The organism is Huintestinicola butyrica, assembly GCF_025567215.1.
Lineage (GTDB): Bacteria > Bacillota > Clostridia > Oscillospirales > Ruminococcaceae > Huintestinicola > Huintestinicola butyrica.
The window spans coordinates 57991-74670 of the sequence record NZ_JAOQKB010000012.1; the positions used below are offsets into that span (position 1 = coordinate 57991).

Genomic DNA, 16680 nt, shown 5'->3' on the forward strand with positions numbered 1-16680 from the left:
CCTCTAAAAAAATTGACACTGCCTTTATCTTCTCTTATGCTCTTGCTACCTTGTGGTAAACCTTCTTGCCCTTCTTGATGATAACGCTCTCTGCTATCTCAACAGCTGCGTTGGGGTCTGTTACCTTTACATCATCAACGGATACGCCGCCCTGCTGTACAAGTCTCCTTGCCTCGCTCTTGGAGGGGCAGAGAGCTGTCTTTACCAGCAGGTCAAGAATGTTTATGCCGCCCTCCAGCTCTGCTGCGGGGATCTCGGTGGTGGGCATATCATCGGTGTTTCCTGCGCCGCCGAAAAGCTTCTTTGCTGCTTCAAGGCACTTGTCAGCCTCTTCCTTGCCGTGGATAAGGGAGGTAAGCTCGTATGCAAGTAGCTCCTTTGCCTTGTTGAGCTCTGCGCCTGTCATGGTGCGCTCCATTTCCTCTATCTGCTCAATGGGCAGGAATGTGAGGAGCTTCAGGCACTTGATAACATCGTTGTCGCCAACGTTTCTCCAGTACTGGAAGAAGTCGTAGGGAGAGGTCTTTTCGGGGTCGAGCCATACAGCGCCCTTTTCGGTCTTGCCCATCTTCTTGCCCTCGGAGTTGGTGAGCAGGGTGATAGTCATTGCATGAGCGTCCTTAGCAAGCTTCTTTCTGATAAGCTCTGTGCCGCCCAGCATATTTGCCCACTGGTCATCGCCGCCGAACTGCATATTGCAGCCGTACTTCTGGAACAGCATATAGAAGTCGTAGGACTGCATTATCATGTAGTTGAACTCTAAGAATGTAAGACCTCTTTCCATTCTCTGCTTGTAGCACTCGAATGTGAGCATCTTGTTTACCGAGAAGCAGGCGCCGACTTCACGGAGCAGCTCGATGTAGTTCAGGTTCATGAGCCAGTCAGCGTTGTTTACCATGATAGCCTTGCCCTCGGAGAAGTCGATGAAGCGGCTCATCTGCTTCTTGAAGCAGTCGCAGTTGTGCTGAACTGTTTCCTGGGTCATCATCTTTCTCATGTCGGACTTGCCTGAGGGGTCGCCGATCATACCTGTGCCGCCGCCGATAAGCACGATGGGCTTATTGCCTGCCATCTGGAGTCTCTTCATAAGGCACAGAGCCATGAAGTGACCAACGTGAAGGCTGTCGGCAGTGGGGTCGAAGCCGATGTAGAAGGTAGCCTTTCCGTTGTTTATCATCTCGCTTATCTCTTTTTCATCAGTTACCTGAGCGATAAGTCCTCTTCTGGTGAGTTCTTCGTATAAAGTCATTTTATTTTCCTCCATTTATATATTTGTTTGAATTGACATTTTTATCGGCTTCTGTATGAGACGGTAACGATCCGCCTCACTGATACCACCGCCTTTCAAGTTGATTTTTATCTTGATTTTTCGTTTATATATCTGCAAAGCTTCATAATAGGCTGATCGTTTATAAACCGCTTGTAGCCGTCGGGGTCGCACATGGGCTTGTCTTCGGGAATATTGAGGTCAACGCAAAGCTTTATTTTTTTCCCGCTTTTCATATGTATAATAAGCTCAAATACATAGCAGTAAAAGCCCAGCCTGCTGCGCTTCTGTGTCACATTATGATCGGCATATTCGATATCCTCATAGCTTATTCTTGAAACAAGAATTTTCCAAGCGCCAAAGCTGTGAACAATGATAAGTCTGTCACTGCGGGCATATATCACTCCACCCTTAATGATATTCAGAACAACGGCAGCCACAACAGAAATAATGAAAGCAATCAGCGAAACGCCCGGAGCCAGACCTCTGTCATCAAAGCTGCCATAAAAAGCGATAGCTGCGGAAAAAGCCATAATCGCAATAAATACAGCTGCTCCACACATAGCTCCTATAGTGCCTGTTGAGTCAAATCTGCATTTCATCATGTCACCCCAACAAAAAAGCCCTCTCAAAGCCTAAGCTTCAAGAGGGCGTGTTTCTTTTATAAGAAAGCGCTGTACCACCTCAGTTCGCCATACGATGTATGACCTCGGGGAGACTGTAACGTGCCTCACTCCGTACACGGCTACTCTGTTCGCCGCATCTGCTCGGGAATGTATCTTCAAAGCGCCGCTGCCTTCTCCCACCCACCGAAGGCTCTCTGAAAGCGGATATGCTCTGCTTTTTTTCCGTCACCGCATTTAACAATATGGTTGAATTATAACACAGGCAATAGATTTTGTCAAGAGGGGAAATGAAAGAATTTCTGCGTGAAAAGCCCGTTTGAATTTATCAAAAAATCTTGCAAAAATCAAATGTCTGTGCTATACTGAATATTAAAGTAAAACAGATCGGGGGAGCAGAAAATGAACGCCGAAAGCATAATTTTTGATATGGACGGAACCTTGTGGGACAGCTCCGAAAATGTGGCCGCTTCATGGTCGGAGACAATAAGATCCAGCGGCGATCCCTTGCTCAGAAACAAGACAATAACAGGCAGCGACCTGCGCAGCGTAATGGGTATGACCATGGTGGAAATAGCGGCAAAGCTTTTCCCCGAGCTTACCGAGACCAGGCGTATAGACATACTTGAAAAATGCGGGGAAAACGAGAAAAACTATCTTGCCGCAAACGGCGGCGAGCTTTATCCTCAGCTGGAGGAGACTCTTTCCGCACTTTCGAAAAGCCACAGGCTTTTTATCGTCAGCAACTGCCAGAACGGGTATATCGAGGCGTTTTTTGAATATTATTCTCTTGAGCGGTATTTCACCGATTATCTCTGCTGGGGCGATACCCATAAGCCCAAGAGCGAGACTTTGAAGCTCATTATGCAGAAAAATCACTGCACAAGCGCCGTTTATGTGGGCGATACCCAGGGGGATTTTGATGCCGCTTCCGCCGCAGGGATACCCTTTATCCACGCAGCATACGGCTTCGGCGAGCTGACCTCACCTCCCGCCGCTTCCGCCGCAAGCGTTTTCGAGCTTGTGAAAATATTTGAGTAAAGGAGCATTTTTATGGACCTGAACCCGATACCCAGAAGAGACAAGATAAACTACTACCTTGATATCGCCGAGACCGTTCTTGAAAGAGGCACCTGCCTGCGCAGGAATTTCGGCGCTATAATCGTAAAAAATGACGAGATAGTTTCCACAGGCTATGTGGGCGCTCCCAGAGGCCGCCTGAACTGCTGCGATCTGGGCTACTGCACCCGTGAAAAGCTGAATATCCCCAAGGGTCAGCGCTATGAACTGTGCAGAAGCGTTCATGCCGAGGCAAACGCCATCATCTCCGCCGCCAGAAGCGACACCATTGATGCTACCATTTACCTTGCCTGTCACGACGCAAAAACAGGTGAGCTTTACGGCGATGTTGAGCCATGCGCCATGTGCAAGCGTATGATAATCAACGCAGGCATTTCCACCGTTATAATCCGCAACACCCACGACAAATACACCACCATCAACGTCCAGAGCTGGATAGAGCATGATGATTCACTGGAAGGCACTGACGGATATTGATAAACGAAACTTTTGAGCTTTGCCGCAGGACTGTCGCAGTCCGTGGGGAGGAAAATGCGGATTTTCTGCTGATACAGCCCATGGGTGATTTTGAGATGAAGTCTTTCGGCACTGAATACGAACATATAAAAAAATGCGGCAGATGTATTTTTGCCGCATTTATAATTGATAACTGGAACGATGAGCTTTCCCCGTGGCAGGCAAAACCCGTGTGGGGGAATGAAGCCTTCGGCGGAAAGGCAGAGGACACTCTTTCCTTTGTTACGACCGAGCTGATACCAAAGCTGAAAGAAAAATACCGCCTTGATGATACCGTAAAAATAGTCATTGGCGGATATTCCCTTGCGGCGCTGTTTTCCCTCTGGGCAGTATATAAGTGTGATGTTTTTTACGGAGCCGCCGCAGCTTCCCCCTCGGTGTGGTTTCCGAACTGGATAGATTTTATTTCACAGGTTCATCCTCATGCTGAGAAGATATATCTCAGCCTTGGCAAAAAAGAGGAAAAGACTAAAAACCAAGTCATGGCGTCGGTAGGGGACAATATCAGAAAAATGTATGAGCTGCTTTCGGGCAGCATGGATATCGTCCTTGAATGGAACGAGGGCGGTCATTTCAATGAGCCTGACATAAGAACAGCAAAAGCGTTTGAGCATATTCTGAGCAAATAAAAAAGCCGATGTGAAAACATCGGCTTTTTGCTTGCAGGTTATCAGTTGGAACCTGTGGGAATAAAGGGCTTGATTGTGTCAGCAAGAACATTTGCGGGCATAGTCTGGAGCCAGATCTTGCCGGGGCCTGTTACCTTTGTGTTGAAGAGACCTTCGCCGCCCATAAGAACATTTCCGATTCCCTTAACGGTCTCGATATCTATGGAGCAGGTTGCTTCCATAGCTGCAAGGTAGCCTGTGTCGATAAGCATGGACTGACCTGCTGCCAGTGTGTATTCGCACACGCTTCCGTCGATCTCAAGGAATACAACGCCGTTGCCGCTGAACTTCTGCATAATGAAGCCCTCGCCGCCGAAGAAGCCTGCACCCAGCTTCTTCTGGAAGAAGATCTCCATATTAACGCCCATGGTGTTTGCAAGGTAAGAGGACTTCTGTGCAACGATGGGGTTTACTGATGTGTCAAAGCAGATGATGTCGCCGGGGAAGCTGGAAGCGAATGCGATCTCGCCTGCGCCGCCCTGAGCTGTGTATGTATTTCTGAAAATGGACTCGCCTGTTACAGCGCTCTTAGCCATCTTGCCGAGTGCGCCCAGAAGTCCGCCTGCGCCGCTGCCGAGACCTGTCTGCATCTGCATGGTGGGGGTCATCCAGGACATAGCGCCCTTCTGGCACTCTATGGACTCGTTGGGGTCAAGCTTACAAATAAGCACGGGAAGGGGAGCGTTCTTTACTTCGTACTGCATATTTCATTCTCCTTGTTATGGTTGGTATTAGATGTCGTACATTGTGCTGAGTTCTGATCTCACAAGTAAATCATACTATATTATTTTAAAAATGTCAATATAATTGCATTAAAATTCTCATAAATTTTAGTAAGAAAATAAATTATAAGGCAATATTATATACTATATCAGTGGCATTATAAAAATTATGGCAACTTACCTGCAGCTGACCTTTTGAAAAAATCCACAAGTGAAAAGTGTATAATTTCTTAGATGATGGTCGAAATGCCGAAAAGAAAAATCCGCCCCTTATGCTATTGACGGCGGAGAAATTGTGGTTTATACTTAATATGTATAGCTGTCTTATGTGACGGCAATTACGCAGAATTTCGGAGGAATATAAAGTGAATACTATAGTTTCGGCTTCCATTCTCAGCGCCGATCTGTGCCGTCTGGGCGAAGAGCTTGACAGAGCAGAAAAATGCGGCTGCGATCATATCCATTTCGACGTTATGGACGGCGTTTTCGTAAATAACATCAGCTACGGCATTCCCGTGCTGGCATCTGTAAGAAAGCACACAAAAATGTTCATTGACGTTCATCTTATGATAACTGACCCTATCAGATATATTGATGCCTTTGCGGACAACGGTGCGGACATGATAAGCTTCCATCTGGAGGCGGCTCCCGATCCTGCCGCTGTTATCAGTGCCATCAAGGCTAAGGGCAAAAAGGCTGGCATTGCCATAAAGCCCGCTACTCCCGTAAGCGATGTGCTTCCCTATGCGGAAAGTGCGGACATGATACTCATTATGACTGTTGACCCCGGCTTCGGCGGTCAGGGCTTTATTTATGAGTCCCTTGACAAGATCCGTGAGCTTAAAGCATATCTGGACAGCCATTCCCTTTCCGTTCACATTCAGGTGGACGGCGGCATAAACGACAAGACCTCCGCTTCGGTTCGTGAGGCGGGGGCTGATATTCTGGTGGCAGGCTCATATCTTTTCAAGGCTGATGATATGGCTGCCGCTGCGGCTTCTATGCGTTAAAATTCAGGCTGAGAAGAGTGTTCAGGGCATTATGGGGAATGATAACTCTGCCGTGCTCTTTTATGCAGGCAAGTGAGATATCGTCGGCGAGGGTGACGCTGCCCTCGGGCAGTGCTGCGCTTTTGGGGATATCTGCCACGAGCCGCAGGCAGTGTTTTTCCCCTGTGAGCAGGGAATTTTCCGACATCACGCCCATTCGGGTAAGACTTCGGCAGATGCCGAAAAGCTCCTTTATCCCTCCTGCGGTGATTATTGCTCTGATATTTTCGCTGCTGCGCCGTTTTTTCGGCGAGATGTAGAAAACGCAGCCTGTGTCCTTTGCGGGAAAGACTTCTATGCTCAGCTCCCCCTCGGGAGGAGTGCGGTTTTTAAGCTCGGGGCAGGCTTTTTCTATCATTTCCGAGAGAAAAATGTCGGAAAGGATATTTTCCCCAAGATCCTCGTACCGCAGTCCCAGCCGCTCAAGCTCGCTGCCGCTGACGGTAACTTTAACTGTGCTTTTTCCGATGTGTTCAATACGCATAGCAGTCTCCCAATAAAAGCTTTAAAAGGCGGTTTACCCATGAAAAACAAAAATCAGCAGATGCTCACCACATTTGTGAGAAACGACGGCGCTGCTCTTGACGGCAGACCTGCCGATTTCGGTGCAATGGCATATATGCTGACGGTACTTATCGTCCTGAACCTTATGGCGGTATATTATTACGGCGTCCGTGCCCTGCTGGTGGCGCTTACTGCGGTGGGCACCTGTCTGGCGGCAGATATAGTCTGCCTGATATTCAGACGCAAGCCCCTGCATATCCATGATATTTCCGCTGCCATAACGGGGCTTACACTTTCGGCAATGCTTCCTGCCTCCGTGCCATATACGGTGGCGGCAGGTGCGGCGGTGTTTGCCGTCTGCATTGCAAAGCACCCCTTTGGCGGCCACGGGCATGAGATATTCAACTGTGCTGCTGCGGGATATATTTTTGCGGAGCTTTCCTATCCGTCGGCGGTGCTGTCATATCCCAAGCCGTTCAGCTCCCTTTCGCTTTTAAACATTGTTCCCGAAACGCTGACAAGCTCCTTTACAAAGTCCGCCATGGTGGCATCTTCTTCAAACTACTCGGACTTTGAGCTGCTCATCGGCAACTTTACGGGGCCTATGGGCTGCACCTTTACGGTGCTGGTGCTGGTCTGTGCGCTGGTGCTCATATCACGCAAGGCAATATCCTCGGCGGTGTTTGTGACGGCTCTGGGAACGGTATTGCTGTGGAGCCTTATAACTGACGGCGTTTACGGTCTCAAGACCGCTCTTTCGGGCGGAATGCTGGTGTTCGGCATCATGGCGCTTTGCTGCGATTATTCACTCGTTCCCCAGACCACGGGGCAGAGGATAATGTTCGGCTTTGCTTCGGCGGTGATGATAATTCTGGTTTCCGAGATATCCACGCTGGAAAATCCTGTGGTGTATGCTTCCGTATTATCCGCACCTCTGGCACGGCTCACTGCCGCCCCCAAGGGCAGAAGCAGGCGCAGGAGGAGGCTCAACAGCATTTTCGGAAGAGCACACAATGAAGCAAGTGCTGCCAATGATATAGGCGAGACCATCGCCATGATCGGAGATAATTCTGATGACCACGGACAATAAGAAAAAATGGTCCTTTATGCAGGGGATAACCACCCACAACCCCGTATTTGCATCCGGACTTGCCATAGCGCCTGCGGTATTTGCGGGCAGCACCCTTTCGGGGGCGCTCACATATGCGGCGTTTTTCTCGGCGGTGACATTCACGGCGCTTTTTTTCTCGTCGCTGCTCCCCCGCAGAATACCATATGCGCTGCGTATAATATTATATACCGCTGCCGCCGCAGCTGTGTATATTCCCTTTTACATTTATTTTGACGGCAGGCTGCCCGCAGACGCTGCAAAGCTGGGAATGTTCCTGCCCATGATAGCCACGAGCCAGTTTGTGGTATCCGCTTCGGAACTGAGATTTTTCAGAATGAGCAGACCGCAGATGATGGCTGACGTGATATCCCACATAATAGGGCTTGATATTGCAATAATTTTTATGGGCGCTGTGCGTGAGCTGTTCTCAACGGGCGGCATAAACGGCGCTCTTTACGGCATAACCCACGTAAATCCCCTGATAGGCGCTCCCTGCGGCGGATTTATAATGATAGGGCTTATGGGTGCGCTCATAAGGCTGTGCTCAAAGAAATGATATTTTTTTTAAGGAGTGAGTGAAGTGGACAGCCATAATTTTTTCGGCGGGCTGATAATATCTGTTATTACGGCGCTGCTGGCGGAAAATTTTGTTTTTGCAAGGGCGCTGGGCGTAAGCACAATGATAATGGCGGCAAAAAACAAGAGAAATCTCCCGGGCATCTGCCTTGGCGTGCTTTACTTCACGCTGACCGCCTCATGGGCGGCATGGCTCCTTTCCCACAGGGCGGCGGATATCCAAAAGCCCTTTGTGCCGCTGACATATGTGCTTACCATCGGTCTGATATATCTGATAACGCTTCTGCTGGCGTTTATTTTCTTCAAGGGAAGATTCGGCAGAATAAAAAAATATGTCCATATATCGGCGTTTAACAGCGTGATTATGGGTACAATATTCCTGAGCATGAACAGCTGCACCGCTTTGTATGAATATCTGCTGTTCGGGCTATGCTCGGGTGCGGGCTTTGCGGCGGCGGCATATATGCTGTCGGGCGTTTACGGTCAGCTTTATTCAAAGGACGTGCCCTCGGTGTTCAGAGGCTATCCTGCGGTAATGATATTCACAGGCATTATCGCCATGGCGCTTTACGGCATTCTGGGTCACATTCCGTCATATATGTAAATATAAAGAACAAAGATTCTCAGCGAAAGGAAACGATAGAAATGAGAAAAAGCAAAAGAATTTTCCGTCCCAAGAGACGTTACAGGATAAAGAAAAGAAACGACAACGCCATAAAGATAATCTCGGGTGTGGCGGCTCTGGCGGTGCTGGTATTTGTGGGCTACAGCGCAGCAGGCCCCATAAGCAGATATCTTGCCAACCGCTCCGTTCAGACTGAGACAGAGCCCTGGACTCCCGAAAACACCGACACTCAGGCGGCTTCGGAAACTGCTCCTGCTGAAAGCGAGGCTGCCGACGACGGTACTGGCGATTTCGCCGCCGAAAGCACCGCACAGCCTGCCGAAACTGCCATTACCGAAAGCACATCTTCCACAGAGGTGACAGATATTTCACAGTCGCAGGAAGATTCGGCGGTAACTCTTCCTGCCGACGGCACAAAGCCCGTGAACATCGGCACTCCCGAAACAACAGCTGTAAATATCCCCGCTGACCTTGACATAAAAGAGGACGGCAACGCATATATGCTCTCCGCCTCCGATATGGCGGATATGCAGTCGCTGGAGGCTGCTCTGGGCAATCTTTCCGTGGAGGGCTACAGCGCAGTTATCTTCCCCATGAAGGAAGAGGGCGGCGCATTCAACTACGCAACCACTGCTCCCCTTGCCCTTACGGACTATGAGGAGGATATTATCCACTCCACACTTACCGCAAAGGACATCGCTTCGGCTGCATATTCCCACGGAATGAGACCCGTTGCACTGGTGTCCGTGCTCAACGACAACAACCGCTACGGCGATTACCGTGACGGCTCATACCACACTCTCGATGATGACGCATGGCTGGACGCTTCCCCCGACAAGGGCGGCAAGCCATGGCTCTCCCCCTTTGAGGACACCACAAAGGAATATATGAGGGACATTGTTACTGAGCTTGCCAACGCAGGCTTCAAGGAGATAATCGCAGATGACTTTATCTTCCCCGAGTTCCGTTCCTCCGATATCGAGCTGCTGGGCGAGCAGGCTGCTCCCTACGGCGACAGATATCTTGCCCTCACAAGCCTTGCAAAATATATGACCGAGGCAGGCAATGAGGCAGGGGCGCAGGTAATGCTCAGGATAACCGCAAACTCGATCATCAGGGGCTACAGCGAGCTTTTCCACCCCGAGGAGCTGGACGGCTGCACTATCATGGTGGATTACTCCGAATACAACATCTGCCGCACCATGACCAACGGCGACACCGAGACGGTGCTGGAGGGCATGGGAATATATGAAAAGACTTCCGCAATTTACGGCGGCATCAACGCACGCTGCGGAGATATTGCTACATATCCTATGATCGAAAAGAACTCCATGACCCCCGATGAATTTACCGAGTGTATCAAGGCTCTTGAGGCGCTGGGATACAAGAAGATATACATTTACTGATGAAAGGCGCTTTTTATGGAACTTAACTACACAGAGCTGGTAAAGGAAATTTTCAGCCGACGTGAGACTCCCCCTCTTTGCTGCGTACACAGCTACGGCTGCCAGCAGAATGTGAGCGACGGCGAAAAGATAACGGGTATGCTCTGCCGGATGGGCTGCGGCGTTACATATGACATGGAGCAGGCGGACGTTATCATACTCAACACCTGCGCTGTGCGTGAGAATGCGGAGCTGAAGGTTTACGGAAACGTGGGCGAGCTGAAGCATCTGAAAGAAAAAAAGCCCGATATGATTATCGGACTGTGCGGCTGCATGGCTCAGGAGCCTGCCACCGCCGAGAAGATAAAAAGGTCATACCGCCATGTGGATATGGTGTTCGGCACATTTGCTTCAAAGGAGCTGCCAAGGCTCATGTATGAGGTGCTGACGGAAAGAAAATTTGCCGTTGACACTGCCGAACGTGCGGAGGAATGCCCCGAGGATATCCCTGCGGTGAGAACGGAAAAATACAAGGCGGGCGTATCAATAATGTACGGCTGCAACAACTTCTGCTCATACTGCATCGTGCCTTACGTAAGGGGCAGGGAGCGCAGCAGAAAGCCCGAAAAGATACTTGAAGAGATCAGGGCACTGGCGGCGGACGGCTGCCGTGAGATAATGCTGCTGGGTCAGAACGTGAACTCCTACGGAAGAAATCTGGAGGAGGATATAAACTTTCCAGAGCTGCTCAGGCGCATCGATGCTCTGGACGGAGATTTCAGGGTAAGGTTCATGTCACCGCACCCCAAGGACGCTACGGAAGAGCTGTTTGACGTTATGGCAAACAGCAGGAAGATATGCCGCAGCATTCATCTGCCCTTGCAGTCGGGCAGCAACAGGATACTTAAAGAGATGAACCGCAGATATACGGCGGAAAAATACATGGAAATAGTGGAATGCGCAAGGAAAAAGATGCCAGGGCTTTCCATTACCACCGATATCATAGTGGGATTTCCCAATGAGACATATGAGGATTTTCAGGAGACTATGAAAATAGTCAGGGCGGTAAAATACGACAACATTTTCTCGTTCATCTACTCAAAGCGCAGCGGCACAAAAGCGGCACTTATGGAGGACAAGACCTCGGAGGAGGACAAGGGAAAATGGTTCAGGGAGCTTCTGGCAGCTCAGAGGGAGATATCCGACGAGCATTACAAGCGTTTCCTGGGAGCGGAATTTGAGGTGCTTTTTGAGAGCGTTTACAAGGACGGGCTTATCAGCGGCAAGAGCGGTGAGTTCATCATCACGCTGGTAAATGGCGATGAGTCGCTTATCGGTACGATGCACAGGGTAAGGGTCACAAAGACGCATAACTGGGCTGTTGAGGGCGAAATAATAGACTGATAACAGAAACGGACTTTCGGGAAGTGAAAGTCCGTTTTTTTGTCCCCCAAAAGATAACAGGTTAAGTGACAAATGAAAAATTCAGCACAAATTAGAGCAGGGTAAAGGGTTTAGGAAGTCCACTGAGGGCAGAGCCATCTGGTCTCTGTTGCCGCAGGTACGGACAAATTTACCTTTCACCTGCACCGCATATCATATTACCCCCGCCAATCCGCACAGAAAAAGTGCGGATATTTTTATGCACTTTTTTTGATTACAGAAGTTCTGCGCCATTGACAAGCCGCATATAATTAGGCTATAATTATATGTGTATATACCCCGAAGATGGAGGAACTATGGAAAGACACGACATAATAAAAGCGGCAAAAATCGCAAATATACTGCTCTGCGCCATGCTTGCAGGCTCCTGCTCCGCCCTTGCGGACGAGCTGCCCGACAGCTATTTTGAAACGGATAATGTTGCCTCCGCCGTGACGACAGCATCAAGCTCCGAAACCACATCGGTTTCCACTTCCCGGACGCAGGAAAATATAGTTTCTCTCGAAACAACGGCTGAAATATACAAAAACACCGTAACAGCCGCCGAATGCACTTTTGAAACAGCTGTTTCAAGAGCTAACGTTCCGGAAACAACAATTTCAGAAACAACAGTTCCCGAAACGATCTCCGAAATAACAGCTTTCGAAACAGCTGTTATCACATCGGAAGAGACAGCCTTTACGGAAGAAATCGCCGCTTCGGAGACTGCATCGCAGACTACCCGGACCGAAACAACCACAGGAGCAGCTGCTTCCGAGAATACCACTGCCGCTCCCGAAAGCGCAGGCACATATTATCCCCGGAACAGCTATTATGCCCTGAACTTTGACAGGCAGAAAGCCGTGTGGATATCATATCTGGAATATGACAGGATAATGAAAAACGCCGATGAAGCGTCCTTTACATCTTCGCTGGGCGAATGTTTTGACAACATAGCCGCCCTGGGCTGCAATACCGTTTATTTTCAGGTGCGTGCCTACGGCGACGCTTATTATGATTCATCGCTTTTCCCCAAGGGTGATCGCCTGACAGGGGACTATGACCCGCTTAAAATCGCCGTAAAGCTTGCCCACGACAGAGGGCTTTCCATTCACGCATGGATAAACCCAATGCGGCTCATGACCGACTCACAGATGTCAGGACTGGGTACAGACTGCGTTATCGGCAAGTGGTATAACGACAGCTCCAAAAAGGGCACATACATTGTTGAAAGCAGCGGCAGATGGTATCTCAGCCCCGCTTACAGTGATACTATCTCCCTTATCTGCGACGGAATAAGAGAGATCCTCACGGGATATGACGTTGACGGCATTCAGATAGACGACTACTTCTATCCCACCACCGATGAGAGCTTCGACAGGGAAGCTTACAGTGCAAGCGGCACAGCCCTTGCCCTGAGCGACTGGCGGCGTGAGACGGTCACAAAAATGGTGAGACAGCTGTATCTTACTGTCCACGGAGCAAATCCCACGGCAGTTTTCGGCATCTCGCCCCAAGGAAATATGAGCAGCGACTTTGATACCCTTTATGCCGACATCTATACATGGTGCGGCTCATCGGGCTACTGCGACTACATCTGCCCCCAGATATACTACGGCTTTGAAAATTCCACCCTGCCCTATGCGGAAACTGTGGATTCATGGGCAAAGCTCACAGGGGATAACATTTCCCTTGTGATAGGTCTTGCGGCGTACAAATCAGGCACTGAGGATACCTATGCGGGGGACGGCAAAAACGAGTGGCTGGATTCAAGCGATATCCTTTCCCGCCAGCGTGACCTTACGGAAATATACAGCGCAGGCTATGCCTTTTTCCGCTATGATTCGCTGTTTGAGCCTGCACAGTCTGTTTCGGTTCATGTGAATAAAGAGCTGGAAAACTTATACTGATAATTAGTATTAAAGAAATAAAACAAAAGAAAAAAAGAATGAACAAGATGATAAAAATGAAAAAGAGAAAAATATTATCGGTGCTTGCCGCCATTGCTATGGCGGTGACGGCACTCCCTGCGGATTTTTTGTCGGTTTATGCCGAAAGCAACGTTACGGAAGAATATGAGGAAATTATCCCCGATGTTCAGCGTGACGAGGAGCTGGACAGCTTCAGTCAGCCCGAATACAGCCCCATGTTTTCGTTTCCCGATGAGGTAAGGGGCGTTTATATCACCCCCGAAAAGGATTTTGACATTTATGACGAAAACGGCGATATGCTGTCGGAAGAAGATATCCTTTCTGGCATAAACTCCGCCCTTGACAGTGCGGAAAATATGAGCCTTAACACGGTGATAATAAACACCTCCTATAACGGAAACGTGTATTTCAGCACGGATATGAACGGCAGCACATCTCCCTCGGAGCTGTGCGCACAGGCGGCAAATGAGCGTGGAATGTTCGTGTATGTCACCTTTGATATCGGCACAGTGCTTTCGGGAATCACGGAGGAGACCGCAAAAGCAAGGATAGACAGGCTTGCCCTGACCGCACACGAGTTCACCGTAAAATATCCCGTGGACGGCATTATCCTTGACGGATATTATTCCTCCAAGGACAGCAGCAGCTTTGCGGACTATATGACCAACGGCTCGGGCATCGGATACGATAACTGGCTTATGGATAACGGCGCATATGTGTTCAGCCTGGTATCGGACGCAGTGCGGCGCACATCTAACTCCGTCCCCGTAGGCATTTCCATAAACGATGTCTGGGCAAACTACACTACAAACGACGAGGGCAGCGAGACCTCAGTAAGCTTTGAAGCCCTTACCGACGGCTATGCCGATACGCTGGGCTACATAAACAGCGGCTATGCGGATTTCATCATCGTCAAGGCAGACGGCTCCCTCAGCAGTCAGTCTATGCCCTTTGAAGAGGTGGCAGGCTGGTGGGACAGGCAGGCGCAGAGCGCAGGCGTTCCCATGATGATAGACCACATCAACGAAAAAATATGCACCGACAGCACAGGCTGGGGCTCTCCCGATGAGCTGGTAAAACAGGTCATCAAGGCAGATGACTACAGCTCCTACATCGGCAGCATTTTCAACTCCCTTTCAGCGCTGGACGCAAATACTGAGGAATCCACCTCGGTGCTGGTTAAGCACTACAATGACCAGATAGACCGTGAGGGCCTTAACAACGAGCTGGAAATGACCCTCCCCCTTGCCACGACCTTCAAAACGGAAGAGCCTACCGTTATTTTCGCAGGCTCCTTTGACCCCAACTTCACCATCTATTTTCAGGGCAAGCCCATTGAGCTGAACGAAGCGGGGCGCTTCTATTTCAATATGGACCTTGATGTGGGTCTCAACACTTTTACATTCAAAAACAAGGGCAAAACTATCACGTACAAAATAACAAGAACCGTAAATGTCCTTAAAAGCGCAGAGCCCAGCGGCGGCGAGATGCGCATTGAGGAGCAGTCGGCAGTAAATCTCAGCGTAATTGCTTACAAAGGCTCCGATGTATCGGCGGAGATAAACGGCAAATCCGTCACCCTCAGCCCAGTGGAGGGTCAGACAGATGAGCTTGACCCCAACTCCAACTACACAAAATATGTTGGCACATATATTGCTCCCGCAGGCATAAAGGGTCAGGATATCGACCTTGGAAACGTGACCTTCTACGGCACATACCACACCAAAACAGGCGACTTCAACGAGAGCCGCACAGGCTGCCACATTATCGTAAACGCCCTTGCGGAAATACTCAACGACTACAGCGGCAATCTTTTGCAGGTGAAAAACGACAACACCATGGTGTACGACAGCAAGACCACCGGCACCGACCCCACCCCCGATATGGCACGTCTCCCTGCGGGCACATTGGATTATCAGGTAAAGACTGTCACCTACTCAGGCACGGAATATTACCTCACAAATTCGGGCAAGCGCATAAAGGTGAGCGACGTGAACGTGCTGGATAACTCGCCCTTAGGCTCAAATCCCGTAAGCGTGGTAAGCGCCGCAAAGGACGGCACGGACACGGTGCTGAAGCTCCACACCAACACAAAAATTCCTTTTGCCATGTCCTTCAATAACCTTAACTGCACAAGCGGCGGCAACGGAAATTACTACATATCCTCATTTAATTCGGACGCTCTTACTATCACCTTTGACTATATCACATCAGTTTCCGCAAGCGATATCACGTTCCCTGAAAGCTCCGTTTTCACCTACGGCAAGTGGGGCACATACGAATCGGGTGAGCTTACCAAGACTACCCTTACCCTGAGCTTCAGACAGGCGGGAATTTTCGGCGGAGTTACATCATATTACGATGACAGCAATAACCTTACATTCCGCTTCAACGGCTACAGAAATTCCCTTGATGGCGCAACTGTCGTGGTAGATCCCGGCCATGGCTACACAGGAGCCGATACCTTTGACCCCGGTGCCGTGGGACACATCAAGGAGCAGGAAGCAAACCTCGCCATCGCAAAGCTGGTAGAGGAAAAGCTGAAAGCTGCTGGTGCAAATGTCATAAGACTAAAGACCGAGAGCGAAACATATGTTACCGCCCAGCGAGCTTCCTACGCAAGGCAGTATAACCCCGACCTTTTCCTTGCTATCCACTGCAACTCCGCAGGAGAGGACGCAAAGGGCGCAGAGGCATATTATTTCACCCCATTCTCCCAGCCGCTGGCGGACAGCATTTCAAAGCGTGTGGGAGCATATCTGGGCAGCAGCGTCCACGGAACAGGCAGCCTTGACAGGGGAGAGAACTACAACTATTTCTTCGTCACCCAGCAGCAGGATTTTCCGTCAGTGCTCATCGAATGCGGCTTTGTGACAAACTATACCGAAGCAATGGCACTGGCAAATCCCACTCATCAGAACGGCATTGCCTCCGCCATAGTACAGGGGGCTTCCGATTTCCTTGCACGGTGCGATTATTCCTGCTACGGAGAGGGCAGCGGAAGCTTCACCAACAGCGGCTCTTACGACAGCACCCCGACCGAAAGCAGCACTTCCGAAAACACTGCGGAAGAAGTTCCCTCAGAAACAACGCCGTCCGAAACGCCCGAAGAGACTGCCCCAAATATCGGCTTTGAGTATAATCCATTCTCAGACCCTTATAACAGCTATTATTGAACAAAAGCTCCTCTGCAAACTGCGG

15 protein-coding genes and 1 other annotated feature are annotated in these 16680 nt (G+C 49.7%); of the genes, 11 read left to right on the plus strand and 4 right to left on the minus strand.

Features of this window, described 5'->3' with window-relative positions; genetic code table 11:
- Nucleotides 1–34 precede the first annotated feature (34 nt).
- Complete coding sequence (gene tyrS / locus OCV68_RS11800) at nucleotides 35–1249, minus strand: tyrosine--tRNA ligase (protein WP_022475813.1); 1215 nt, start codon at nucleotides 1247–1249, stop codon at nucleotides 35–37.
- 107 nt (nucleotides 1250–1356) lie between these two features.
- Nucleotides 1357–1869: a hypothetical protein gene (locus tag OCV68_RS11805; protein WP_262572862.1), complete on the minus strand. Its 513-nt coding sequence runs from the start codon at nucleotides 1867–1869 to the stop codon at nucleotides 1357–1359.
- Between the two features lie 41 nt (nucleotides 1870–1910).
- Nucleotides 1911–2131 (minus strand) — a binding site (T-box leader).
- A 161-nt stretch (nucleotides 2132–2292) separates the two neighbouring features.
- On the opposite strand from OCV68_RS11805, the gene OCV68_RS11810 reads away from it, so the two are divergent.
- Genes OCV68_RS11810 through OCV68_RS11820 form a run of 3 tightly spaced genes read left to right on the plus strand, consistent with a single transcriptional unit; the run spans nucleotide 2293 to nucleotide 4115 of the window.
- On the plus strand, nucleotides 2293–2931 hold the full coding sequence (locus OCV68_RS11810) for an HAD family hydrolase (protein ID WP_262572864.1): 639 nt from the start codon (nucleotides 2293–2295) through the stop codon (nucleotides 2929–2931).
- Nucleotides 2932–2958: 27 nt separating this feature from the next.
- Entirely contained in the window at nucleotides 2959–3447 is a 489-nt protein-coding gene (locus OCV68_RS11815) for a deoxycytidylate deaminase (RefSeq protein ID WP_147622744.1), read from the plus strand.
- Complete coding sequence (locus OCV68_RS11820; protein ID WP_262572866.1) at nucleotides 3444–4115, plus strand: alpha/beta hydrolase; 672 nt, start codon at nucleotides 3444–3446, stop codon at nucleotides 4113–4115. Before OCV68_RS11815 ends, OCV68_RS11820 begins: the two co-directional genes overlap by 4 nt.
- Before the next feature lie 41 nt (nucleotides 4116–4156).
- Here the strand turns inward: OCV68_RS11820 and OCV68_RS11825 are convergent, their stop codons facing one another.
- The gene (locus OCV68_RS11825; RefSeq protein ID WP_022475808.1) at nucleotides 4157–4858 is read right to left on the minus strand and encodes a TIGR00266 family protein; all 702 of its coding nucleotides are present in this window, start codon (nucleotides 4856–4858) and stop codon (nucleotides 4157–4159) included.
- A gap of 383 nt (nucleotides 4859–5241) precedes the next feature.
- Here OCV68_RS11825 and rpe point away from each other — a divergent pair, with 383 nt between their 5' ends.
- Nucleotides 5242–5886, plus strand: a complete 645-nt coding sequence (gene rpe / locus OCV68_RS11830) for a ribulose-phosphate 3-epimerase (RefSeq protein WP_262572869.1) — start codon at nucleotides 5242–5244, stop codon at nucleotides 5884–5886.
- On the opposite strand, the gene OCV68_RS11835 is transcribed toward rpe, so the two are convergent.
- Nucleotides 5876–6409: an adaptor protein MecA gene (locus tag OCV68_RS11835; RefSeq protein WP_022475806.1), complete on the minus strand. Its 534-nt coding sequence runs from the start codon at nucleotides 6407–6409 to the stop codon at nucleotides 5876–5878. The two genes, rpe and OCV68_RS11835, sit on opposite strands and share 11 nt — an antisense overlap.
- 39 nt (nucleotides 6410–6448) lie before the next feature.
- Here OCV68_RS11835 and OCV68_RS11840 point away from each other — a divergent pair, with 39 nt between their 5' ends.
- The 7 genes from OCV68_RS11840 to OCV68_RS11870 all read left to right on the plus strand — a co-directional run bounded on the left by OCV68_RS11840 (nucleotide 6449) and on the right by OCV68_RS11870 (nucleotide 16655).
- Nucleotides 6449–7519 (plus strand): RnfABCDGE type electron transport complex subunit D, encoded by a 1071-nt coding sequence (locus tag OCV68_RS11840; protein WP_262572873.1) that lies wholly within the window; start codon nucleotides 6449–6451, stop codon nucleotides 7517–7519.
- On the plus strand, nucleotides 7503–8096 hold the full coding sequence (locus tag OCV68_RS11845; protein ID WP_262572876.1) for an Rnf-Nqr domain containing protein: 594 nt from the start codon (nucleotides 7503–7505) through the stop codon (nucleotides 8094–8096). The genes OCV68_RS11840 and OCV68_RS11845 overlap by 17 nt, the downstream gene beginning before the upstream one ends.
- 24 nt (nucleotides 8097–8120) lie before the next feature.
- On the plus strand, nucleotides 8121–8720 hold the full coding sequence (locus OCV68_RS11850; RefSeq protein WP_022475803.1) for an Rnf-Nqr domain containing protein: 600 nt from the start codon (nucleotides 8121–8123) through the stop codon (nucleotides 8718–8720).
- A gap of 41 nt (nucleotides 8721–8761) precedes the next feature.
- Nucleotides 8762–10147, plus strand: coding sequence for a putative glycoside hydrolase (locus tag OCV68_RS11855; protein ID WP_262572879.1), 1386 nt, complete (start codon nucleotides 8762–8764; stop codon nucleotides 10145–10147).
- A gap of 15 nt (nucleotides 10148–10162) precedes the next feature.
- Nucleotides 10163–11530 carry a tRNA (N6-isopentenyl adenosine(37)-C2)-methylthiotransferase MiaB gene (gene miaB / locus OCV68_RS11860; protein ID WP_147622600.1) on the plus strand — a complete coding sequence of 456 codons (1368 nt, stop codon included), beginning with the start codon at nucleotides 10163–10165 and terminating at the stop codon, nucleotides 11528–11530.
- Between the two features lie 335 nt (nucleotides 11531–11865).
- Nucleotides 11866–13458, plus strand: coding sequence for a glycoside hydrolase family 10 protein (locus tag OCV68_RS11865; RefSeq protein ID WP_262572882.1), 1593 nt, complete (start codon nucleotides 11866–11868; stop codon nucleotides 13456–13458).
- Between the two features lie 38 nt (nucleotides 13459–13496).
- Nucleotides 13497–16655, plus strand: coding sequence for an N-acetylmuramoyl-L-alanine amidase (locus tag OCV68_RS11870; protein ID WP_262572885.1), 3159 nt, complete (start codon nucleotides 13497–13499; stop codon nucleotides 16653–16655).
- Nucleotides 16656–16680: the final 25 nt, after the last annotated feature.

Excerpts from the sequence above, each read along its gene's own strand:
- tyrS (WP_022475813.1), bottom strand. The coding sequence starts at position 1,249 with ATGACTTTATACGAAGAACTCACCAGAAGAGGACTTATCGCTCAGGTA.
- OCV68_RS11825 (WP_022475808.1), bottom strand. The coding sequence starts at position 4,858 with ATGCAGTACGAAGTAAAGAACGCTCCCCTTCCCGTGCTTATTTGTAAG.
- OCV68_RS11855 (WP_262572879.1), top strand. The coding sequence starts at position 8,762 with ATGAGAAAAAGCAAAAGAATTTTCCGTCCCAAGAGACGTTACAGGATA.
- miaB (WP_147622600.1), top strand. The coding sequence starts at position 10,163 with ATGGAACTTAACTACACAGAGCTGGTAAAGGAAATTTTCAGCCGACGT.
- OCV68_RS11845 (WP_262572876.1), top strand. The coding sequence starts at position 7,503 with ATGACCACGGACAATAAGAAAAAATGGTCCTTTATGCAGGGGATAACC.
- OCV68_RS11810 (WP_262572864.1), top strand. The coding sequence starts at position 2,293 with ATGAACGCCGAAAGCATAATTTTTGATATGGACGGAACCTTGTGGGAC.
- OCV68_RS11835 (WP_022475806.1), bottom strand. The coding sequence starts at position 6,409 with ATGCGTATTGAACACATCGGAAAAAGCACAGTTAAAGTTACCGTCAGC.
- OCV68_RS11805 (WP_262572862.1), bottom strand. The coding sequence starts at position 1,869 with ATGAAATGCAGATTTGACTCAACAGGCACTATAGGAGCTATGTGTGGA.
- OCV68_RS11870 (WP_262572885.1), top strand. The coding sequence starts at position 13,497 with ATGAACAAGATGATAAAAATGAAAAAGAGAAAAATATTATCGGTGCTT.
- OCV68_RS11840 (WP_262572873.1), top strand. The coding sequence starts at position 6,449 with ATGAAAAACAAAAATCAGCAGATGCTCACCACATTTGTGAGAAACGAC.
- OCV68_RS11865 (WP_262572882.1), top strand. The coding sequence starts at position 11,866 with ATGGAAAGACACGACATAATAAAAGCGGCAAAAATCGCAAATATACTG.